Source organism: Ralstonia sp. UBA689 (assembly GCF_002298975.1).
Classification (GTDB): domain Bacteria; phylum Pseudomonadota; class Gammaproteobacteria; order Burkholderiales; family Burkholderiaceae; genus Ralstonia.
On sequence record NZ_DBMV01000014.1, the window covers coordinates 1 to 21,401 of the forward strand.

General features: G+C 64.9%; 16 protein-coding genes and 1 tRNA gene. 6 read left to right on the forward strand and 11 right to left on the reverse strand.

Annotated elements, in window-relative coordinates; all coding sequences use genetic code 11:
• Nucleotides 1–228: 228 nt before the first annotated feature.
• Nucleotides 229–2,061 carry an ABC transporter ATP-binding protein gene (locus B4F51_RS07095; RefSeq protein ID WP_296224391.1) on the forward strand — a complete coding sequence of 611 codons (1,833 nt, stop codon included), beginning with the start codon at nt 229–231 and terminating at the stop codon, nt 2,059–2,061.
• Nucleotides 2,062–2,064: 3 nt separating this feature from the next.
• Here B4F51_RS07095 and B4F51_RS07100 read toward each other — a convergent pair whose 3' ends face one another.
• The 8 genes from B4F51_RS07100 to B4F51_RS07135 all read right to left on the reverse strand — a co-directional run bounded on the left by B4F51_RS07100 (nt 2,065) and on the right by B4F51_RS07135 (nt 13,761).
• A complete protein-coding gene (locus tag B4F51_RS07100) occupies nt 2,065–3,384 on the reverse strand; it encodes an MFS transporter (RefSeq protein ID WP_296224392.1) in 1,320 nt (439 codons plus the stop codon).
• A 79-nt stretch (nt 3,385–3,463) separates the two neighbouring features.
• A complete protein-coding gene (locus tag B4F51_RS07105; protein ID WP_296224393.1) occupies nt 3,464–4,846 on the reverse strand; it encodes an amino acid permease in 1,383 nt (460 codons plus the stop codon).
• A gap of 453 nt (nt 4,847–5,299) precedes the next feature.
• A complete protein-coding gene (locus B4F51_RS07110; protein ID WP_296224394.1) occupies nt 5,300–5,848 on the reverse strand; it encodes a chromate transporter in 549 nt (182 codons plus the stop codon).
• A complete protein-coding gene (locus B4F51_RS07115) occupies nt 5,830–6,411 on the reverse strand; it encodes a chromate transporter (protein ID WP_296224395.1) in 582 nt (193 codons plus the stop codon). The genes B4F51_RS07110 and B4F51_RS07115 overlap by 19 nt, the downstream gene beginning before the upstream one ends.
• Before the next feature lie 4 nt (nt 6,412–6,415).
• A complete protein-coding gene (parC, locus tag B4F51_RS07120) occupies nt 6,416–8,758 on the reverse strand; it encodes a DNA topoisomerase IV subunit A (protein WP_296224396.1) in 2,343 nt (780 codons plus the stop codon).
• A 47-nt stretch (nt 8,759–8,805) separates the two neighbouring features.
• Nucleotides 8,806–9,687: a lytic transglycosylase domain-containing protein gene (locus tag B4F51_RS07125; protein ID WP_296224397.1), complete on the reverse strand. Its 882-nt coding sequence runs from the start codon at nt 9,685–9,687 to the stop codon at nt 8,806–8,808.
• Between the two features lie 16 nt (nt 9,688–9,703).
• Nucleotides 9,704–11,689, reverse strand: coding sequence for a DNA topoisomerase IV subunit B (locus tag B4F51_RS07130; protein WP_296224398.1), 1,986 nt, complete (start codon nt 11,687–11,689; stop codon nt 9,704–9,706).
• A gap of 161 nt (nt 11,690–11,850) precedes the next feature.
• Entirely contained in the window at nt 11,851–13,761 is a 1,911-nt protein-coding gene (locus tag B4F51_RS07135) for an ATP-binding cassette domain-containing protein (protein ID WP_296224399.1), read from the reverse strand.
• A gap of 174 nt (nt 13,762–13,935) precedes the next feature.
• Between B4F51_RS07135 and B4F51_RS07140 the strand changes: the two genes are divergently transcribed.
• Both B4F51_RS07140 and B4F51_RS07145 read left to right on the forward strand, forming a co-directional pair.
• On the forward strand, nt 13,936–14,142 hold the full coding sequence (locus B4F51_RS07140; protein WP_296224400.1) for a hypothetical protein: 207 nt from the start codon (nt 13,936–13,938) through the stop codon (nt 14,140–14,142).
• A gap of 488 nt (nt 14,143–14,630) precedes the next feature.
• Nucleotides 14,631–15,542, forward strand: a complete 912-nt coding sequence (locus B4F51_RS07145) for an amino acid ABC transporter substrate-binding protein (RefSeq protein WP_296224401.1) — start codon at nt 14,631–14,633, stop codon at nt 15,540–15,542.
• Nucleotides 15,543–15,601: 59 nt separating this feature from the next.
• Here B4F51_RS07145 and B4F51_RS07150 read toward each other — a convergent pair whose 3' ends face one another.
• Nucleotides 15,602–16,576 carry a Kdo hydroxylase family protein gene (locus B4F51_RS07150; protein ID WP_296224402.1) on the reverse strand — a complete coding sequence of 325 codons (975 nt, stop codon included), beginning with the start codon at nt 16,574–16,576 and terminating at the stop codon, nt 15,602–15,604.
• A 113-nt stretch (nt 16,577–16,689) separates the two neighbouring features.
• Complete coding sequence (locus tag B4F51_RS07155) at nt 16,690–16,905, reverse strand: hypothetical protein (RefSeq protein ID WP_296224403.1); 216 nt, start codon at nt 16,903–16,905, stop codon at nt 16,690–16,692.
• Between the two features lie 222 nt (nt 16,906–17,127).
• Here B4F51_RS07155 and B4F51_RS07160 point away from each other — a divergent pair, with 222 nt between their 5' ends.
• Complete coding sequence (locus B4F51_RS07160; protein ID WP_414706710.1) at nt 17,128–18,555, forward strand: chloride channel protein; 1,428 nt, start codon at nt 17,128–17,130, stop codon at nt 18,553–18,555.
• Between the two features lie 79 nt (nt 18,556–18,634).
• A tRNA-Arg gene (locus B4F51_RS07165) sits at nt 18,635–18,709 on the forward strand.
• 111 nt (nt 18,710–18,820) lie between these two features.
• Here the strand turns inward: B4F51_RS07165 and B4F51_RS07170 are convergent.
• On the reverse strand, nt 18,821–19,009 hold the full coding sequence (locus B4F51_RS07170) for a hypothetical protein (RefSeq protein WP_349676276.1): 189 nt from the start codon (nt 19,007–19,009) through the stop codon (nt 18,821–18,823).
• Between the two features lie 480 nt (nt 19,010–19,489).
• Here B4F51_RS07170 and B4F51_RS07175 point away from each other — a divergent pair, with 480 nt between their 5' ends.
• Entirely contained in the window at nt 19,490–21,361 is a 1,872-nt protein-coding gene (locus B4F51_RS07175) for a DEAD/DEAH box helicase (RefSeq protein WP_296224406.1), read from the forward strand.
• Nucleotides 21,362–21,401: the final 40 nt, after the last annotated feature.

Consider the following 21,401-nt stretch of genomic DNA (forward strand, 5'->3'; position numbering starts at 1 on the left):
CACGGAAATCCTGACACTCCCCCGCTCGCCGAGCTCTGAACTCGGATTGCCGAGAAAAAGGCTCGATACACCGGGTTCCGAGCTCGGACCACCGAGAAAAAAGCTCCGCACGTCGAACTCCGAGCTCGGAATGCCCGCCCTCAGGCACGGGTTGTTTCGCGCGCGTATCATGCGTGCTCTCCGCCTTCGCGCGTCCCGTTCCGGGGCACCGCCCCCGCCCGACCCGACATGCCGCTGCGCCGCCTCGAAAAGCTGATCGACCCGTTCCGCCATCTGCCCGACAGCCAGCCTCCGGGCGAAGTCTGGCGCTTCTACGCCTACTTCCTGCGCGAAGTGCGCGGCGTCTTCGTGTTCCTGCTGGTGGTGGGGCTGCTGGGGGCGTTGATCGAGGTGGCGCTGTTCGACTTCCTCGGGCGCCTGGTCGACCTGGCCCAGAGCACGCCCAGCACGGATTTCTTCGCACGCCACCGCAACGAATTGCTGTGGATGGCCTTCGTCGCGCTGATTGCGCGCCCGGCCGTCTTTGGCCTGCATGACGTGCTGGTGCACCAGGTCATCAACCCGAACCTGTCGAACCTGATCCGCTGGCAAAACCACCGCTACGTGCTCAAGCAGAGCCTGACGTTCTTCCAGAACGACTTTGCCGGCCGCATCGCCCAGCGCATCATGCAGACCGGCTTTTCGCTGCGCGATTCTGCCGTGCAGGCAGTGGATGCCATCTGGCACGTGGTGATCTACGCGATCAGTGCGCTGGTGCTGTTTGCGCAGGCCGACTGGCGCCTGATGGTGCCGCTGCTGCTATGGATTGCGTGCTACGTGATCGCCATGAGCTACTTCGTGCCACGCGTGAAGGCGCGCTCGGTCGTTGCCACCGAGGCACGCTCCAAGCTGATGGGCCGCATTGTCGACGGCTACACCAACATCACGACGCTCAAGCTGTTCGCCCACACGCAGCACGAAGAAACCTACGCGCGCGACGCCATGGCTGAGCAGACCGAGAAGACGCGCCTGTCCGGCCGCATGATCAGCATCATGGATTTCACCATCACCACCATGAACGGCTTGCTGATTGCCGGCACCACGGCCCTGGCCCTGTGGCTGTGGAGTCAGGGCCGGGTGAGCGCCGGCACCATCGCGCTGACCACGGGACTGGTGATCCGCATCAACAACATGTCCGGCTGGATCATGTGGGTGGTCAACGGCATCTTCGAAAACGTCGGGCAGGTGCAGGACGGCATGCAGACCATTGCCGTACCGCGCACCGTGACCGACCGCCCGGACGCGCAGCCGCTGCACGTCGCGCGCGGTGAGGTGCGCTTCGAGCAGGTGGGCTTTCACTACGGCAAGGGCAGTGGCGTGATCGAAGGGCTGGACCTCGTGGTGCGCCCCGGCGAGCGTATCGGCCTGGTCGGCCCATCGGGCGCGGGCAAGTCGACGCTGGTCAATCTGCTGCTGCGCCTGTACGACGTCGAGCGCGGCCGCATCCTGGTCGACGGTCAAGACATCACTGCCGTCACGCAGGAAAGCCTGCGCGCGCAGATCGGCATGGTCACGCAGGATACGTCGCTGCTGCACCGCTCCATCCGTGACAACCTGCGCTACGGCAAGCCCGATAGCACCGTGGCGGAGTTGATGGAAGCCGTGCGGCGTGCGCGGGCTGACGAGTTCATCCCGCACCTGTCCGACTCACACGGGCGACGCGGTTTCGATGCGCTGGTGGGCGAGCGCGGCGTGAAGCTCTCTGGCGGCCAGCGCCAGCGCATTGCCATTGCCCGCGTGCTGCTCAAGGATGCGCCGATCCTGATCCTGGACGAAGCCACCTCGGCGCTCGATTCGGAAGTGGAAGCCGCCATCCAGGAAAGCCTGGAAACGCTGATGCAGGGCAAGACCGTGATTGCGATTGCGCACCGCCTGTCGACCATTGCGCGCATGGACCGGCTGGTGGTGCTCGACGGTGGCCGCATCGTGGAGAGCGGCACGCACGCGGAGCTGCTGGAACACGGCGGCCTGTATGCGCGGCTATGGGCGCACCAGACCGGCGGCTTCGTTGGTGTGGACTGAGCGTTACGACAGGCGCCGGCCGAGCGTCTCGGGCACCATCGCCAGCCCGATCAGCGAGACCAGCCCGCAGCCGATCACGTAGAAGGCGGGCGCGTTTGCATTGCCCGTGAGGTGGATCAGCTCGGTCGAGAAGAACTGCGCGAAACCGCCGAAGATGGCGATGGCAACGCAGTAGGCGATCGACAGCCCCGTGGCCCGCAGCCGCTGCGGCAGCACCTCGCTGACGAGCACCATCGATGCCGGCGAGGTCATCGACATCGGCACCGACAGACAACCGACCACGATCAGCAATCGGGGGAGCGAAGGGTCTGCGTTGATGAGGGCGAAGGCCGGATAGACCATCGCCAGCAGTGCAACGCGAGACCACAGCACCACCCTGCGACGCCCGACGCGGTCCGCCAGCCGGCCCGCAAACGGCGACAGCACCACCTGCACCAGCGCCGCAATGCACGCCGCCCAGATGCCCAGCGACAGCGGCATGTGCAGCACGCTCACGGCGTAGTTGCTGAGGTAGTACACGATGATGTACGTGGACGAGGCCACGCCGATCATCAGCAGAATGCTCGCCACCAGCGCACGGCGGTGTTCGCGCAGGAGCGGCAGTGTTGCGTCGGCTTCGCGCGTGCTCGGCGGCGCGGCGGTTTCCTCAAGACGGCGGCGGATGACCAGGCCGACCGGGATGACGAGAATGCCGATCACGAATGCGAGCCGCCAGCCCCACGACTCCAGCGCTGCCGGCGCGAGCAGATTGCTCAGCAGCAGGCCGACCAGCGCGCCGAACAGTGCTGCCAGCCCCTGGCTGAACGGCTGCCAGCTCGTATAGAAGCCACGCGAGCGATCATTCGCGTATTCGAGCAGCAGCGCGGTGGAAGCGCCCATCTCTCCACCGATGGCAAAGCCCTGCACGAGCCGCGCGAGCACAACCAGCATCGGCGCGACGATACCAATCTGGGCGTAGGTCGGCGTGACGACGAAGATCAGCGACGAGATGCCCATCAGCCACAGCGTAAGCGCCACGGCGGGCTTGCGGCCTGCGCGGTCGGCGTACATACCGATCAGCAGGCCGCCGAGCGGACGCATCAGGAAACCCACGCCAAATGTGGCGAAGGACATCAGCAACTGGCCGGTCGCGTTGCCGACCGGGAAGTACAGCCGCCCGATGAGCGTGGCGAAGAAGCTGTAGACCACGAAGTCATAGAACTCCAGACCGTTGCCGATGGTGATGGCCGCAATGGCGCGCGTACGGGACAGCGGTTGCGCCTGCGCCGTGGTGTGCGCGCCGGCACGGCCGCCATACGACGGCGCGGAGGTGTGGTTCGACATGGGGTTGCCTCTGGGAATCGTGCTTCTTTTTTTGGCGCCGTCGCGGCGCTGTGATGGCCCTGGCGTCAATGCGCCGGGCTCATGCCCCGCGCGCCTCTTCAGCCAGGACGCCTGCTGCGTTCGGTTTCACGCACACATACCACGCTGCCGACATAAGCAGCACCCAGCCTGCGCCAACGTACAGCGCCACGCGGGTGTCTTCCATGTAGCCCAGCACCCCGATCACGAACAGCATGAAGGCGATGGCGAGTGCCGGCCCGACGGGCCACAGCGGCACCTTGAACTTGAGCGCACGCACTTCGTCGGCCGACAGGCGGCGACGCATGGCCACCTGCGACAGCAGGATCATCAGCCACACCCAGACAGTCGCGAAGGTTGCGATGGACGCGATGATCAGGAAGACGTTCTCGGGAATCAGGTAGTTCAGCACCACGCCGCCAAGCAGGGCTCCGGCCATGGCCAGCACCGTGACCCAGGGCACGCCGTGGCGGGACGTCGCGGCGAAGATGCGCGGCGCCTGGCCCTGCTCGGCCATGCCGTACATCATGCGGCCTGCGCCGAAGATGTTGCTGTTGATGGCCGAGATGGCCGCCGAGATGACGATCAGGTTAAGGATCGCCGCGGCAGACTTGATGCCGAGACCGGAGAAGATCTGCACGAACGGGCTGCCCTGGCTGCCGATGCCGGTCCACGGGAAGATCGCCATCAGCACGCACATCGTCAGCACGTAGAACAGCAGGATGCGCGCCGGCACAGCGTTGATCGCCTTCGGGATCACCTTCTCCGGGTTCTGCGCTTCACCGCCAGTGATGCCGATGATCTCGACGCCGCCATAGGCAAACATCACGACGGCCAGCGAGGCAACGAGCCCGCCGACGCCGTGCGGCAGGAAGCCGCCGTGCGCCCACAGGTTGCTCAAGCCGGGTGCGTGCTCGCCGTTCATCGTGACGCCAAGGAACAGGATGGCGGTGCCGCCGATGATCATGGCGCCGATCGCAAGAATCTTGACCAGCGCGAGCCAGAATTCCATTTCGCCGAACACCTTGACGTTGCACAGGTTCAGGCCGCAGATCAGCATGACAATGCCGAGCACCCAGATCCATTGCGGCACATCGGGAAACCAGAAGCCCATGTAGATGCCGAAGGCGGTCACGTCCGCGAGACAGACGATCACCATTTCGAGGATGTAGGTCCACCCCGTGAGAAAGCCGGCGAGCGGCCCGAGGTTGTCACGCGCGTAGCGTCCGAAAGAGCCGGAGACCGGCTCCCGCACCGCCATTTCGCCAAGCGCACGCATGACCATGTAGACGGCGGCGCCGCCAATGATGTACGCGAGAATCACAGCCGGTCCGGCCAACTGGATGGCCGATGCAGACCCATAGAACAGGCCCGTGCCGATAGCCGAGCCGAGCGCGAGAAAGCGGATATGCCGCGCGCGCAGGTTGCGTTGGAGGTGTTTCAATCTGTCTCCTGTCCATATAAGCGAGATCGCCCCCCCGGGGGGCCGTAGCGATGGCAAGCGGATCTTCGTCCGCTTCCGTACCAGCGCGTCGCGGATCAAGCCCGCGACAGCGCGCCCGTCGGCAGCAAAGCGGCGTGGTGTCGTCCGGCAACCATTGTTCTCCGTACAGACAACATCGCGCAGATGCGCATAGTGTTGTATATACATTGACAGATGTATTGGGGTATTCCCGAGATCTCGCGCATGGCCGTGACGAGGGTCAGACTTCTTCTGGGTCGCCCCCAAAGAAAAAGGCGAACGTGGTTCGCCTTGGGTGGTGCTTGACGGCCGCCGCATCGTCGAGAGCGGCGCGCATACGGAACTGCCGGAAGATGGCGGCCGGCATGCGCCGCCTATGGGCGCATCAGACTGGGGACTTTGTCGGCGTGGATTGTTGGTGTGGGCGTTGGGCGGCTACACCCAGCCCAAGCCGCCCACCAGCGCGCCCAGCCCCACCAGCAGCAGCGGGTGTACGCGTGTCAGGGTGCAGGCCAGCACCGTTGCCACAGTCAGCATGATCGTGCCGGCGCTGTGGTCTGCACCGCGCGTCAGCACCCAGCCGGTGGCGAACATCAGGCCGATGGTCAGCGGCGCCAGGCCACGGCGGACCAGCGTGACCCAGCGCGCATCCGGCGCCCGATGCATGACGCGCGCGATCACGACCGCAATCACGCACGATGGCCCGCAGATGCCGACCAATGACGCAACCGCACCACCCAGCCCCGCCGCCTGCCAACCGAACAGCTCCACAAAGAGCACGTTCGGCCCCGGCGCGGCCTGCGAGATAGCGTACATGGCGCTCAGTTGCTCGCTGGTCATGTAGTGGCGCGTATCGACCAGGAAGCGGTGCATATCGGGCAGCGTCGAGCTGGCCCCGCCGATGGCGAGAAACGACAGCACCAGGAAGTGCCAGAACAGGTCGAATACCGTGGTCAGATAGCTGCTCATCGCATCGCTCTCCATTCCAGCACGAGCGCGAGCGGAATCAGCACCAGCATCACCGGCAGCAGCGGCCATTGCAGCACGCCGATCGCCAGGAACACCGCCAGGCCGACGCCGACGGCGCGCCACGTGCGCGACTGGCCCTGCGTCAGCTTGACGGCCGTTGAGAGCACCAGCCCCGCCGCCACCGCTGCCATGCCCTTGAGCAGGTTCTGCACGAGCGACAACGTGCTGAAGTGGTCGTACAGCATCACGATCAGCAACAGCAGCACCGCCGGCACCAGCACCAGGCCGCTCATCGCTGCGGCCGCCCCGCGCACGCCGTGATAACGGTAGCCGAGCATCACCGAAAGGTTGACGACATTTGGGCCGGGCAGCACCTGGCCGAGGCTCAGCAGTTCTGCAAACTCTGCGTTGGAGAGCCAGCCATTGCGGTCGACAATGCCGGCGCGTGCAAACGGCAGCACGCCGCCAAAACCCGACAGGCCCATGCGCGCAAACTCGGTGAAGAGTTTGCTGCATGAGGGAACGTTTGCCGCACGGTCGGCGGCATTGGCTTCGGGCTCGACGCTCAGGTCGCTCATCGGTTCAGGCGGCTTCCGGTGCGGGCTTGGGCAGCGACAGCTTCGGATCGCGCAGCTTGGGTTCCAGCGTCTTGCCCTTGCGTGCGCGCTTACCGGCGTACGGCTCTTGCGCGCGGGTCGTCAGGGTCTGTTCGACCGCCTTGCCGCCGCGTGGGCCGGTGCCCGAGAGCACAAAGCCCGCTGCGCCAAAGGCCACCGCCTGAAGCAGCGTTTCATTCTTCTCCAGCTCCATCAGGATCACGCCACGGCCACCGCTGGCGAGCGTCTTCAACTCGCTGATCTGGAACAGCAGCATGCGGCCGCCTTCCGACAGACACGCCACGCCATACGCGTCAGCCGGCACCGGAGCGGGCTTGTTGGGCTGGTCGCCTTCGTCCAGCGTCAGGAACGCCTTGCCTGCCTTCTGGCGGCCAACCATGTCGCCCACCTTGGCCAGGAAGCCGTTGCCACCTTGCGTGGAGATGACGAGGTTCTGCTCGGCATGGCCTGCGAAGGTGTGCGCAATGTGCGTACCCGGCGCCAGCTCGATCAACGTGGTCAGCGGCACGCCGTCACCACGGCCGCCAGGCAGGTTGGCCACGGCCACGGAATACACACGGCCCGTGCCCTTGTCGTCGCGCGTGCCGAAGATCAGCAGCGCGTCCGTCGTGCGGCACTCGAAGGTGTCGTACAGCATATCGCCCGCCTTGAAGCCGAATTGCGTCGCGTCGTGGCCGTGGCCTTGACGCGTACGCACCCAGCCCTTCTGCGAAACGATTACCGTGACGGGTTCGTCGATCACCTTCACCTCGGCGGCGGCACGGCGCTCTTCCTGGATGAAGGTGCGGCGGTCGTCGCCGTATTGTTTGGCATCGGTCTCGATCTCCTTGATGATGCGACGGCGCATCATGGTCTCGGACTTCAGCAGCACGTCCAACTCGCCCTGTTCTTCGCGCAGGTTCTTCAGCTCCTGCTCAATCTTGATGGCTTCCAGGCGCGCAAGTTGGCGCAGGCGGATTTCCAGGATGTCCTCGGCCTGACGGTCAGTCAGGTTGAAGGCCTGGATCAGCGCGGCCTTGGGCTCATCGCTCTCGCGAATGATGCGGATCACCTCCTCGATGCGTAGCAGCACCATCTGCCGGCCTTCGAGGATATGGATACGGTCTTCGACCTTGCCCAGACGATGGCGCGTGCGGCGCGTGACCGTGGCGAAGCGGTAGGCGATCCACTCGCGCAGGATTTCGGCCAGGCCCTTCTGGCGCGGCCGGCCATCCATGCCGATCATCACCAGGTTGATGGCCGCGCCCGATTCCAGCGACGTATGCGCCAGCAGCGAGTTGGCAAATTCCTGCTGGTCGATGTTCTTGCTCTTGGGCTCGAACACGAGGCGCACCGGCGCATCCTTGCCGGACTCGTCGCGCACGGCATCCAGCAAGCCGAGCATGGTCTGCTTCATCTGAAGCTGATCCGGCGACAGCGACTTCTTGCCCGTGCGCACCTTCGGGTTCGTCAGCTCTTCAATCTCTTCCAACACCTTCTGCGACGAGGTGTTGGGGGGCAATTCATTGACGACCAGTTGCCACTGGCCGCGCGCGAGTTCTTCGATCTTCCAGCGCGCGCGCACCTTCAGGCTGCCGCGGCCGGTTTCGTACACCTGCGCAATGTCGGTTGCCGACGAGATGATCTGCCCGCCGCCCGGGAAATCTGGCCCCGGCATGTACTGCATCAGATCGGTGCTGGTGAGCTTGTCGTCGCGGATCAGCGCCACGGCGGCGGTGGCCACTTCGCGCAGGTTGTGCGACGGAATCTCGGTCGCCATACCCACCGCGATGCCCGACGCGCCATTGAGCAGCACGAACGGCAGACGCGCCGGCAGCAGCTTGGGCTCGTCCATCGAGCCGTCATAGTTGGGGACGAAATCGGCCGTGCCCTGATCCAGCTCTTCAAGCAACAGGCGCGAGATGGGCGTCAGGCGCGCTTCCGTGTAGCGCATGGCCGCCGCGCCATCACCGTCGCGCGAGCCGAAGTTGCCCTGGCCGTCGATCAGCGGATAACGCAGCGAGAAATCCTGCGCCAGGCGCACCAGCGCGTCATACGCCGATTGATCGCCGTGCGGGTGGTATTTGCCGAGTACGTCACCCACCACGCGGGCCGACTTGACCGGCTTGGCGTCGGCGCGCAGGCCCATCTCGTGCATCGCAAACAGGATGCGGCGCTGCACCGGCTTCTGGCCGTCGGCCACTTCGGGCAAGGCGCGGCCCTTGACCACGCTCACGGCATAGTCGAGGTAGGCGCGCTCGGCGTAGTGCCCAAGGGTGAGCGCTTCGGCCGGCTCGCTGGGGTCGAAGAGGATGTCTTGTTGTTCCATGGAAGCTCAAGCGAAGGCGGCGCGCATGGATTGCGGCGCCGCCAGGATCAATGTTGTTGGTCGTTCTTGGCCACACCGGTGGCCGGGTCCAGTACGAGTTCGATGCGGGCGGGCCGTCCTGTGCGGCCGGGCTTGCGCGTGACCATGGCGCCGTTGGCGCTCGCGTTCATCAAACCCGGCACGGCGGCCAGCGGATTGTAGTAACGGTAGAACTGCAGGACCGTCTTCACGTAGTTCTGCGTTTCGGCATAGGGCGGAATGTCGTTGCCGTGCTTCTTGACCGCGCCCTCGCCCGCGTTGTAAGCGGCGAGCACGAGTTCAAGATTGCCCGAGAACATGCGCAGCAGATCGCTCAGGTAGCGCACGCCCGTGGCAATGTTCGTCTTCGGGTCGGCCAGCTTCTGCGCAGTCGTACGGCGCGCGTCGCCGGTCACGCCGTAGCGTTCGCCGGTTTGCGGAATCACCTGCATCAGCCCGATTGCGCCCTTGGGCGACACGGCCTGGGGGTTGAAGCCCGATTCGGCGGCAATCACTGCCTTCACGAATGCCGGATCAATACCGTGCTTGCCCGCGGCTTGGCGGATCAGCGGATCGACCGTCGGTACGTTCGGGTGCTGCAGCACCGCGCGCACCAGGCGCTGGCGCATGCCCGTGTTGTCCAGCGCATCGCGCCTGGTTGCGTTGATGTAGGCATCGACGTCCGGCAACTCGGTGGCTGGCAGCGCGATGGCGCCATCGCCCTTATCGTCGGAACCGCCGGCCACTGCCGCACCCTTCATGAACAGCACGTAGCGATCATCCAGACGCTCGGCGGCAAAGTGCGCAAGGCCGTTCTCGTCGATGTAGCCGTAGACGTCCGCACGCGCGGGCTGGCTGGCTAGCAGGGCCAGCGCCGTGAGCACATAAGCGAGACGTCGGAACAGCTTCATTGTGATTGGTTGGATATCAGATATCGGCTTCGACTTCGTTACCGCGCGCTTCCAGCCACGTGCGACGCGCGCCGGCTTCGCCCTTGCCCATCAGCATGTTCATCATGCCCACGGTCTGCTCCTGGTCCAGTTCGCCCAGCGACACGGGCAGCAGGCGGCGCGTATCGGGGTTCATGGTGGTTTCCCAGAGCTGTTCGGCGCTCATTTCGCCCAGGCCCTTGAAGCGGGAGATCTGCCAGGCGCCGTCTTTCACGCCGTCCTTGCGCAGCTTGTCTTCGATGGCTTCCAGCTCGCCGTCGTCCAACGCGTAGAGCTTCTGCGCGGGCTTCTTGCCGCGCGCCGGCGCATCGACACGATACAGCGGCGGACGCGCCACGCATACGTTCCCGCGTTCAATCAACTGCGGGAAGTGCTTGAAGAACAACGTGAGCAGCAGCACCTGGATGTGCGCGCCGTCCACGTCGGCGTCCGACAGAATGCAGATCTTGCCGTAGCGCAGGCCGGAGAGGTCGATGCTGTCCATTGGGCCGTGCGGGTCCACGCCAATGGCGACCGCAATGTCATGCACTTCGTTGTTGGCGAACAGGCGGTCGCGCTCGGTTTCCCACGTGTTGAGCACCTTGCCGCGCAGCGGCAGGATGGCCTGGAATTCCTTGTCGCGGCCCATCTTGGCCGAGCCGCCTGCGGAGTCGCCCTCCACCAGGAAGAGTTCGTTGCGGGTCACGTCGTCGGACTCGCAATCGGTCAGCTTGCCGGGCAGCACGGCCACGCCGGAGCCCTTCTTCTTCTCGACCTTCTGCGCCGCGCGCGTGCGCGCCTGCGCCTGCTTGATGACGAGTTCGGCCAGTTTCTTGCCGTGCTCGACATGCTGGTTCAGCCACAGTTCCAGCGCCGGGCGGCTGAAGGTGGACACCAGCCGCACCGCATCGCGGCTGTTCAGGCGCTCCTTGATCTGACCCTGGAATTGCGGGTCGAGCACCTTGGCCGACAGCACGAACGACGCGCGCGCAAACACGTCTTCGGACATCAGCTTGACGCCCTTGGGCAGCAGCGCGTGCATCTCGACGAAGCTCTTGACGGCCTGGAACAGGCCTTCGCGCAGACCGGATTCATGTGTGCCGCCGGCCGGCGTCGGGATCAGGTTGACGTACGACTCGCGCACCGGCGAGCCCTCTTCTGTCCAGGCCACCACCCACGAGGCGCCTTCGCCAAAGGCAAAACCTTCTTCGCCCGGCTTGTCCGGGTCGGCAAAGTGCTCGCCCTCGAACAGGGGGATCACCGGCTCGGCGCCGCTGCCCTGCGCGAGCGATTCGACCAGGTAACCACGCAGGCCCTGGTCGTATTGCCATTCAAGCGTCTCGCCGGATTTTTCCAGCGTGAGCGCGACCTTCACGCCCGGCAGCAGCACGGCCTTGCTGCGCAACAAGCGCTGCAGCTCGGCCTGCGGGATGTTCTCGGAATCGAAATACTTGGCGTCGGGCCACACGCGCACGCGCGTGCCGTTCTTCTTCTCGCCGCGCTCGGCCTTGCGCGTGGTCAGCTTCTCGATGACGTCGCCGCCGGAAAACGTGAGCGTCGACACATTGCCATCACGCCAGACCGTCACTTCCATCCGCGTCGACAGCGCGTTCGTCACCGACACGCCCACGCCGTGCAGGCCGCCGGAGAACGCATAGGCGCCGCCGCGCCCCTTGTCGAACTTGCCACCCGCGTGCAGGCGCGTGAAGACGATCTCGACCACCGGCACACCCTCTTCCGGGTGAATGCCGACGGGAATGCCGCGCGCCTCGTCTTCCACGCTCACGCTGCCGTCCTTGTACAGCGTGACGGCAATCAGCTTGCCGTAGCCGCCCAGCGCCTCGTCGGCGGCGTTGTCGATCACTTCCTGCACGATGTGCAGCGGGTTGTCGGTGCGCGTGTACATACCCGGCCGTTGCTTGACCGGTTCCAGGCCCTTGAGGACCTTGATCGACGATTCGCTGTATTGGGAGGTTTTGCTCATGGAAGGCGGAAAAACTGGCCGGCGCAGGGTCTGTCCCTGCGTGTCGGGAATGCAGCGCGCATTGTAAAGGAAGCTGTCCTTACAAATGCGGAGGGATTGTTAGCCTTGGGATGCGACGCGCGGTCGACATCCCGCTGACATATGGACGGACTACCGAGGCTTCATGCCGTGCCGGCGCGCTTGGCTTCGAGCGCTTCCCAGCGCTCCAGCGCCTCCAGCAATTCCAGCTCGATCGCCTCGTGGCGCTCGGCCAGATTCTGGGCGCGTTCCGGGTCGCGGCCGTAGATCGTGCCGTCTTCCAGCTCGGCGCCGACCTGCTTCTGCTCGGTCTCCAGCGCCTCGATGCGCGCGGGCAATGCGTCCAGCTCGCGCTGCTCCTTGTAGCTGAGCTTGACCGTGGCGCGCTCGCGCGGGCGGGCGGCTTCGGCCTTCTTCTCCTCCGCGACGGGCTTGGCGGCCTGCGCAATCTGCGCGGAGCGTGCCGACTGCGTCTGCCAATCGGAGAACCCGCCCACGTACTCGCGCCAGCGGCCCTCGCCCTCTGCGGCAATGACCGAGGTGACGACGTTGTCGACGAAGGCGCGGTCGTGCGACACCAGGAACACCGTACCGCTGTATTCCTGTAGCAGTTCTTCCAGCAGTTCCAGCGTGTCGATGTCCAGATCGTTGGTCGGCTCGTCGAGCACCAGCACGTTGGCCGGGCGGGCAAACAGGCGCGCCAGCAGCAGCCGGTTGCGCTCACCGCCCGAGAGCGATGCCACCGGCGAGCGCGCCCGCTCGGGCGGGAACAGGAAGTCGCCCAGGTAGCTCATCACGTGCTTGCGCTGGCCGTTCACCTCGATCCAGTCGCTGCCGGGGCTGATGGTGTCGGCCAGCGAGCGGTTGAGATCGAGCTGCGCGCGCATCTGGTCGAAATACGCGACCTGCAGGTTCGTGCCGTTGCGCACCGTGCCCGAATCGGGCGGCAGCTCGCCAAGGATCAGCTTGAGCAATGTCGTCTTGCCGACGCCGTTGGCGCCAAGAATGCCCACCTTGTCGCCACGCAGGATGGTGGCGGAAAAATGATCGACGACGGTCTTGTCGCCATAGCACTTGGTCACGTCGATCAACTCGGCGACGATCTTGCCGGAGCGGTCACCCTGCGAGACCTCCAGCTTGACGTTGCCCTGCACCTCGCGGCGCGCCTGGCGCTCCACGCGCATCTGTTCCAGCCGCGCAACGCGGCCGACACTGCGTGTGCGGCGCGCTTCCACACCCTTGCGGATCCACACTTCTTCCTGCGCGAGCAGCTTGTCGAAGCGGGCATTTTCCAGCGCTTCGGCCTCCAGCTCCTGCGCCTTGCGCGTCTGATACGCCGTGAAGTTGCCGGGGTACGAACGCAGCTTGCCGCGATCGAGTTCGATAATGCGCGTGGCCACACGGTCCAGGAACGCGCGATCGTGCGTGATGAACAGCACGCTGCCGCGGAAGGCCAGCAGCAAATCTTCGAGCCAGCGGATGGAGTCGTAATCGAGGTGGTTGGTCGGCTCATCCAGCAGCAGGATGTCGGGCGCACCCACCAACGCCTGCGCCAACGCCACGCGCTTGGTCAGGCCGCCTGACAGCGAACCGATGCGCGTGCCCGGCTGCAGGCCAAGCTGGGCGATGGTTGTTTCCACGCGCGTGCGCAATTGCCAGGCATCGGCGGCTTCCAATTGCGCTTGCAATGCATGCAGCCGGTGCAGCGCGGCTTCGTCATGCGAATCGCCCATCGACGTGACAAGCGCCTCATATTCCGCGAGCAGCCCCGCGGCATGCGGCACACCCATGGCGACAGCTTCAGCCACCGTCTGGTCCGGGTCGAACACCGGCTCCTGCGGCACGTAGGCAGAGGTGACGCCGCTCTGGCGGGCGATCAGCCCGTCGTCTGGGGCGGTGGCGCCCGCCACGATCTTCAGGAGCGACGACTTGCCTGTGCCGTTGCGGCCAATCAGACCGACGCGCTCGCCAGCCTCCAGCGAGAAATCGGTGTGGTCGAGCAACGCCACGTGGCCGAACGCCAGTTGCGCATCGGTAATGGAAAACAGGGCCATGCCGGATCAAGAAAGAAGACGGGCCGCACGCGGCCGGGAGGCGCGTATTGTAGTCGCCTCGGGGCCGGAGGCCCGTGTCATTGCACTTGCGCGCGCGGGTGCTATAACGCTTGTGCCGCTGCGTGCGCTTTTCCAGGCGGCTTCCATCCACATCACTAGCCAAAGGGGAAACCAATGCGCGGACTGTTCGGGCTGTTGATCATCTTGATCGTGGTAGGCATTCCGGTGCGGCAGGTCTTGCTGCGGACCGGCTTTTCGCAATGGTGGACGCTGCTGGTGCTGGTGCCGCTGGTAAACCTGGTCGCGCTGTGGATCTTTGCGTTCTCGAACTGGCCACGGCAGTCGTCTCAGCCAGGCAACGTGCTGCCGAACCAAAGCTGAACAGGCGACGCGCCAAGGCGGCCGCGCAAAAGAAAACGGCCCGCTTTCGGCGGGCCGGAAGAGTCTCTCCTCGATGCCTTGCGAACAAGACATGTGCGGAGCATAGCGCCGCTTTTCAATCTCTGGCAGTCAGGACAAACCCGGTAGGGAAAAACGCGTAACGCCAAGCCCCACGCGGCTTTGCACCGCAACAACGCATGCCGCGTCAAGCATGCGCACGGCGCACCGCGCACGGGTCGGCCGCACCAAGTCGACAGTCGGCGCGGTGTCGATTTCGCACGCCATGTGTGCGCGACGCACCACTGCAAGGCAACTCGGCGCAAACCGATTTTTAGAGCATTGAATCCAGTCTTGCAGCCTGCTTACAACACAGCGGAATCGCATACCTGCGCGTTGCGCCATCGCGCCGTATCATGCGGCAGGCCCTCCGGTCACGAGCCGGGCATAACGATAAAGCGGGCCGCCGATTCTTCCCGGGGGATACAACCATGTTGTACTTCAAGCGCACGCTGCCGACGGCAGCGCTGCTCTCTATCTCGCTATCCATTCTTGCGCCGGGCGCCGCCCTGGCCTCTTCCTCGCCGGTTCTCGACCGCATCCGCGACACTGGCGTCGTGCGCATCGCCCATCGTGAAAGCTCCGTGCCCTTCTCGTTCTACGATGCCGACAAGAAGCCCGTCGGCTATGCGATGGATCTTTGCCTGCGCGTGATCGACAAGCTGCGCACCGAACTCAAGCGGCCCGACCTGAAGGTGCAATACGTGATGGTGACGTCGTCGTCGCGCATCCCGACCATTGCCGAAGGCAAGGCTGAACTCGAGTGCGGCTCGACCACCAACACGCGCGAGCGCCGCGAGAAGGTGGCTTTCACCATCCCGCACTACATCGCGGGCAGCCGGATGATCGTCAAGACGTCGTCGGGCATCCGCAAGTGGGACGACCTGCGCGGCAAGACCGTGGTTTCGACCAAGGGCACCACCAACATCACCGAGCTGCACAAGGTGAACGACACGCGCGTGCTGGGCATGAACATCATCGAGGCGAAGGACCACGGCGAGGCCTTCGCGATGGTCGAGGCCGGCAAGGCCGATGCCTTTGCCATGGACGACGTGCTGCTCTACGGCTTCCGCGCCAACGCCAAGACCCCGGGCGACTACACCGTGGTCGGCGACATGCTGACGATCGAGCCGTACGCGATCATGCTCAGCAAGAGCGACGCCGAGTTCAAGCGCGTGGTCGACCGCGCGATGACCAATATCATCCTCGACTATGAAGCCGAGAAGCTCTACAAGAAGTGGTTTCAGCAGCCGATTCCGCCCAACGGCGCGAAGCTCGACATTCCGATGAGCTTCCTGCTGCGCGACTCTTTCAAGTACCCGAGCGACAAGGTCGCCGACTGAGCAGGGTCGCTGAACACCCAACGCCGCCGCCTTGCACGGCGGCGTTTTTCATTGCGCGATCAACGCTGCGACGGCAGCATCGGCTTGCCGAGCAGACGAGAGAGTACGGCCTCCGGCGAGTGCGTACGGTCGGCAATGGCGGCCGGGGCCAGGTAGAAGGTCTGCTCCATCATCGCGTGGCCGCGCATGGCCGCATGCAGCGCCTGATCGCTGAACACCACCCAGGTTGAGCCGGGCGGGAACTCGAAGGTCTGCTGCGGCGCGCTGCGCTGATATTGCAGGTCGGCCTTGGCCAGATCGTGCAATTGCAGCATGCGGTGGTCATATTCCGAGCGCAGACGCTTGGTGATGTGCAGCTTGTGCATCAGCCAGGACTGGCCCGGCAGCATGCCGCGCGTCTTCGGCACGAAGCGCTGCGCGAAGTCCGCAAACGGCTCGCCGATGCGCCAGACGCGCGGCGCATCCGGATCGACGTTATGAAACACGCGCAAGAGACGCTGGCCGAGCAGTGGATTCGACGGAAACGCATCGACGTGCAGGCGCGTGTCGTCCTTGCGCCAGCTCACCGGCCGGCCGGCGATTTCGGCGGGGCGCAGTGAGGTGCCAGCACGCTTGAGGTGCGGGCCGTAGTCGGGAAACAGTGCGAGGATGAGGCGCTCGGCCGCATCGGCATAGCGGCGAATGAGCGTGGCGAGATCACGCAGATCCGCAGGCGCGCCTACCGCGCCGCGCACGGTGGACTCGTTGGCGCGCAGGTTGATGTTCTTTGTCTTGCCGTCGGACCAGCGGGCATCGAGAAAGCGCTGCTCGCGGGCGTCCAACTGGAAACCCAGCGCGGGAAAATGCAGCACGTTGCCGCGTTCAAGCGCGGCACGGATGGCCCCAGCTTCGTTTGCCGTGACAGCCGGCGACCATTCATGTACCGGCCAAGGCACCACCATATCGATGGCCGGCGGCACAACAGCCGACTGTGTCCGGATCTGATCATTGCGAGCCGGAGGCTTGGCCGGCTCGAACCCTTGCATACTTCCCATGAACTTATCAATCGCTTACGTAAATATTGGCGAATGATAGGACGTTCACCAGCTCAGTGCATCTTCAGGAAACACAATGCTGCATGTCATACGTCACATGCGGGGAGGCAGCACTACAGGAAATGCTTGACGACCTGCTCTTCGAGGCCGACAAAGCGCACCAGCTGACGCGAGCCGTCCGGAAACTGCTTGATGACGTGGCCGTCAGGGGTGTCGGTATGACGAAAGTAGATCGGGCGATCGGGCGCCCCGGACCGATGCTTCGGCAGCAGGCCTTCCAGCGACGACTCCACCGTCCACGGATCGTCCCGCTCTTCGGATGTCAACATGTTGGTCGTCTAAAGGTGTCTCGGATGAATCTTGAATGAGTGAAGAAGCATAACTTCCACGAACGATCGTGCAAAGTTCGTAATACTTAAATCTGATTCATTGACCGATCGTTCGTTAGATTTAGCGTTTGCCCCGCCGAAATCGCACCGAAATTGTGGGGCGCACCCCACAAAACCCATGCCATCATCATCGCTTCACGCATTTCGGATAATGGCCCGAGCATCAGGCCAACCCTGCCTCCCATGAGTGACGCCCCCTCCCCCTTCTCATTTGCCACGCTACGCGAGCGCCTGCTGCGCGCCGTCGAACGCAAGCTTCGCCAAACCTCCCGCATGTCGCGCAACGGGCTGCGGTTCACGATCTTCCTCGCGGGTGCGATGGGGGTAGCAGTGTTTTCGCTGGTGTTCTCGTGGGTGGCCGATACCGCGCTTGCCTGGCAGCGCGCCCTGCACGCGCACTATGCATGGGCGGCCTTCATCCTGCTGCCACCCGGGCTGGCCGCTCTGCGCTGGCTGACACTGCGCCTGGCTCCGCAAGCGCGCGGCAGCGGCATTCCGCAGGTGATCGCCACGCAGCATCTGCCGCCGTTCGGGATGGCGCAGACGACGCTGGTGTCGTTTCCACAAGCGCTATGGAAGATCGGCCTGACAGCGGTAGCGCTGTTCCTGGGCGCATCCGTCGGGCGCGAGGGGCCATCTGTGCAGGTGGGCGCAGCGGCCATGCTGGCGTGGGGCCATTGGTGGCAGCATCGTGCCGGCGTGCGCGTTGGTTTCCATGCGCAGGCCCTGCTCACGGCCGGCGCCGCTGGCGGCTTGGCTGCCGCCTTCAATACACCGCTGGCCGGCGTGGTGTTTGCCATCGAAGAACTCGGCAAAGGCGCCGCGCTGCGTTGGGACCGTCTGGTGCTGGCCGGCGTACTGGCGTCGGGTTTCCTCTCCCTGGCGGTGGTCGGCAACAACCCGTATTTCCTGGTGCGCGAGCCCATCCTGTTCCTGCGCCAGGGGTGGCCCTGGATCGTGGTTGCGGCGCTGGTCTGCGGCGTATTCGGCGGGCTGTTCGCCAAACTGTTGCTGGGTGGCGTCTCGGGCCTGCTGCCTGCGGCCATCGGCCAGCGCGTGCAGCGCTATCCTGTGTGGACGTCCTTCGGCTGCGGCATCGTCATCGCCTGCATCGGCGCAGCTACGCATGGCGACACCTATGGCACCGGCTACAGTCAGGCCGACGCCCTGCTCAACGGCCACCCGATCGAGACGCATTGGTTTGGCGTGTCGAAGCTGGCGGCAACTGTTGCGTCGTATTTTGCCGGCATCCCAGGCGGGATCTTCACGCCGTCACTGGCGATCGGCGCGGGGCTGGGACAGCATCTGTGGCAACTCACGGCGGGGCTGGCCGACGAGCGCGTGCTGGTGCTCGTATCGATGGCGGCATTCCTGGCGGCGGCCACGCAGGCGCCCATCACCGCCAGCGTGATCGTCATGGAAATGACGCGCAGCCAGAACATGATGTTTCATTTACTCGCCGCGACCCTTCTGGCCTCGTTCGTGGCGAGGCAGTTCTGTCCGCGGCCGTTCTACCACGCAGCCTCGCGGGGCTTCCGGCGTGAAGCGCTGGCCGTCGAAGCCGCGTCGGGAAAGGCCGCGAGCGCCTAGGCAGTCTGGCCTTGCCTGCGCAAATTGCGTAGAATCGCCGCTCGCTCGGGCGGCCTTCCGCGTCACCCGAAGCAGGTCACTCGCCGTAGCACAATGGATAGTGCACGCGCCTCCTAAGCGTGAGATACAGGTTCGATTCCTGTCGGCGGGACCAGCACACATGACAAAGCCAGGCACATCGCCTGGCTTTCGTTTTTCCCGCGCTAGAAACAACAAGGCCCGCCACACACGGGCGGGCCTATGGCTGCGGATGGCCCGGGGACATCTAGGTCAACACCGGCAGCGCTTCGAGCACGAGCAGCCCGATCAGCACCCCGATGATGGTCAGCAGCACACGGATCCCTACCCGTGTACCTCGAATCACCAGTGGCGCGGACGCCAGTCCGATCACGCCCGCCACGCAGACGGCGAGCAACAGGTATAGGTTGGAGAAGGCCATCGGGAATTCCATCATCCGCCCCTTGCCGACCGTGATTGGCCGGTGTTTCGAGTATAGGCCGAACTCCCGTTCCGGCAACCCGTTGCATTTGCTCTTTGACGCACTGCAAAAAGTCGTGCTATAGTCCGCCGCTTGGCTGTTTACTGCTCCCATTGCGGTTGGCCGATGTGCCGGTTTCGCTACATTGTCGATCCCGGTGCCCATCGCTCTCGATTCCGCCCCAAAAGCATGCGCAGCCGATTGCCATTGTGCTTGGCATCGTCTCCGATCTCCCGCGTGGATTCACATCACGCCGAAGGGACCGCCGCCCCACCTCGCTGATCGATTCAGCGCGAGGCCGGCCCATTCCCCGCCTTGTCCGTTTTGCAGCCCCGTCTGTCGAACCGGCCTTATCCGATTGGCGCCGACGCCCGTAATTAACCGGTCGCCGTATCCCATTTCCGTCGCTCGCATCCGTTGATGTGGTCGGCGCGGCAGCCTTACTACCTATTCGACATGACACAGCCTCAACTGGACGGCGGTGCGATTGCGCACGCTGAATCCGACACCACCAATTCCGACGCACTGATCGCCAACGCCGCCACCGCTGCCAGCGCTTTTGCTGCACTCGGCCTGGACGATCGCATCGTCCGCGCGCTGGGCGAAGTGAACTACACCACCCCGACGCCGGTGCAGGCACAAGCCATTCCGGCCTGCTTGTCGGGCCGCGACCTGCTGGTCACGAGCCAAACCGGTTCGGGCAAAACCGCTGCCTTTATCCTGCCGGCCATCCAGCGCATCAGCGAGCAACCCGAGCCGCAGCGCCCGCGCATGGACGGCCCGCCGCAACGCATGAAGGGCCGCCGCCCGCGTCCGGCACCGGCCAAGCCGTCGCTGCTGGTGCTCACACCCACGCGCGAACTGGCCCTGCAAGTGACCACTGCTACCGCACAATACGGTCGCCATCTGCGCCGCATCGTCTGCGCGAGCATCCTGGGCGGCATGCCCTACCCCAAGCAGCTTGACATGCTGGCACGCATGCCGGACATCATCATCGCCACGCCGGGCCGCCTGCTCGACCATATTGATTCGGGCCGCATCGACCTGTCTGCGCTCGACATGCTCGTGTTCGACGAAGCCGACCGCATGCTCGACATGGGCTTCTCCGACGACATCGAAGCCATCGTCGGGGCCACGCCGGCCACGCGCCAGATGCTGATGTTCTCGGCCACCATGGACCGCCGCATCGAGCAGCTCGCCGAGCGCATGATGCGCGACCCGCAACGCATCGAAATCGCTGCCGCAAAGGTCGATCAAAGCAACATCGAAGAGCGCCTGCACTTCACCGACGACGTCTCGCACAAGCAGCAACTGCTGGACCACCTGCTGCGCGATTCATCGCTCAAGCAAGCCATCGTCTTCACGGCCACCAAGCGTGACGCCGACTCGCTGGCCGAGCGCCTGACCGAGACCGGCTTCTCCGCCGGCGCCCTGCACGGCGACATGCATCAAGGTGCCCGCAACCGTACGCTGACGGCACTGCGCCGCGGCCACCTGCGCGTGCTGGTGGCGACTGACGTGGCCGCGCGTGGCATCGACGTGCCCGACATCACTCACGTGGTCAACTTCGACCTGCCCAAGCAGGCTGAAGACTACGTGCACCGTATCGGCCGCACGGGCCGTGCCGGCCGCAGCGGTATCGCCATCAACCTGGTGAACCACAACGACACGTTCCAATGGCGCCGCATCGAGCGCTTTGTGGATCGCCGCATCGACGCGAGCGTCATCGAAGGCTTGGAGCCGAAGCGCTCGCCCAAGCCGCGCAGCGGCGGCCCGCGTGCCGGTGGCGACCGTGGCGGCTATCGCGGTGGCAACGGTGGCGGCAACTGGCGTGGCCAGCGTGACGGTTATGCCGCACGCCAGGGCAACGGCAGCAACGGTGGCAACAACGAAGGCCGCTTCCAGCGCAGCTTCGGTGGCGACCGCGACGGCTTCGCCCCGCGCCGCGACGACCGTGGCGACCGCAATGGCGGTGGCTACCAAGGCGGCCAACGTGACTGGGGCAACCGCGACAATGCGGCCCCGCGCCAATCGTACGGCCAGCAAAACCGCGGCGACTGGCAACAGCGCCCGGCCCGCACGCAAGACGGCAACCGGGGCTACGGCAATAGCAATGGCGGTGGCGGTTATGGCAACCGTGACGGCAATCGCGAAGGCTATGGCAACCGCGAAGGCGCCCCGCGCCGCTTTGGCGACAACAACAGCAGCCGCTTTGGCGATAGCAATGGCAGTGGCGCTCCGCGCCGCAACAACAGCAGCTACGGCAATCGTGACGGCAACCGCGACAGCTACGGCAGCAAGGGCCGCTCGCGCGACTTCGATCGCTGATCGGCTACGCGCATCGCCGCAATGAGAAAGAGAATGGCCC

What these genes read in the sequence shown, in the direction of transcription:
- B4F51_RS07125 (WP_296224397.1), bottom strand. Translation starts at nt 9,687, where the DNA reads ATGAAGCTGTTCCGACGTCTCGCTTATGTGCTCACGGCGCTGGCCCTG.
- B4F51_RS07100 (WP_296224392.1), bottom strand. Translation starts at nt 3,384, where the DNA reads ATGTCGAACCACACCTCCGCGCCGTCGTATGGCGGCCGTGCCGGCGCG.
- B4F51_RS07150 (WP_296224402.1), bottom strand. Translation starts at nt 16,576, where the DNA reads ATGGGAAGTATGCAAGGGTTCGAGCCGGCCAAGCCTCCGGCTCGCAAT.
- B4F51_RS07115 (WP_296224395.1), bottom strand. Translation starts at nt 6,411, where the DNA reads ATGAGCGACCTGAGCGTCGAGCCCGAAGCCAATGCCGCCGACCGTGCG.
- B4F51_RS07140 (WP_296224400.1), top strand. Translation starts at nt 13,936, where the DNA reads ATGCGCGGACTGTTCGGGCTGTTGATCATCTTGATCGTGGTAGGCATT.
- B4F51_RS07135 (WP_296224399.1), bottom strand. Translation starts at nt 13,761, where the DNA reads ATGGCCCTGTTTTCCATTACCGATGCGCAACTGGCGTTCGGCCACGTG.
- B4F51_RS07170 (WP_349676276.1), bottom strand. Translation starts at nt 19,009, where the DNA reads ATGATGGAATTCCCGATGGCCTTCTCCAACCTATACCTGTTGCTCGCC.
- B4F51_RS07155 (WP_296224403.1), bottom strand. Translation starts at nt 16,905, where the DNA reads ATGTTGACATCCGAAGAGCGGGACGATCCGTGGACGGTGGAGTCGTCG.
- B4F51_RS07110 (WP_296224394.1), bottom strand. Translation starts at nt 5,848, where the DNA reads ATGGAGAGCGATGCGATGAGCAGCTATCTGACCACGGTATTCGACCTG.
- B4F51_RS07175 (WP_296224406.1), top strand. Translation starts at nt 19,490, where the DNA reads ATGACACAGCCTCAACTGGACGGCGGTGCGATTGCGCACGCTGAATCC.
- B4F51_RS07130 (WP_296224398.1), bottom strand. Translation starts at nt 11,689, where the DNA reads ATGAGCAAAACCTCCCAATACAGCGAATCGTCGATCAAGGTCCTCAAG.
- B4F51_RS07095 (WP_296224391.1), top strand. Translation starts at nt 229, where the DNA reads ATGCCGCTGCGCCGCCTCGAAAAGCTGATCGACCCGTTCCGCCATCTG.
- B4F51_RS07145 (WP_296224401.1), top strand. Translation starts at nt 14,631, where the DNA reads ATGTTGTACTTCAAGCGCACGCTGCCGACGGCAGCGCTGCTCTCTATC.
- parC (WP_296224396.1), bottom strand. Translation starts at nt 8,758, where the DNA reads ATGGAACAACAAGACATCCTCTTCGACCCCAGCGAGCCGGCCGAAGCG.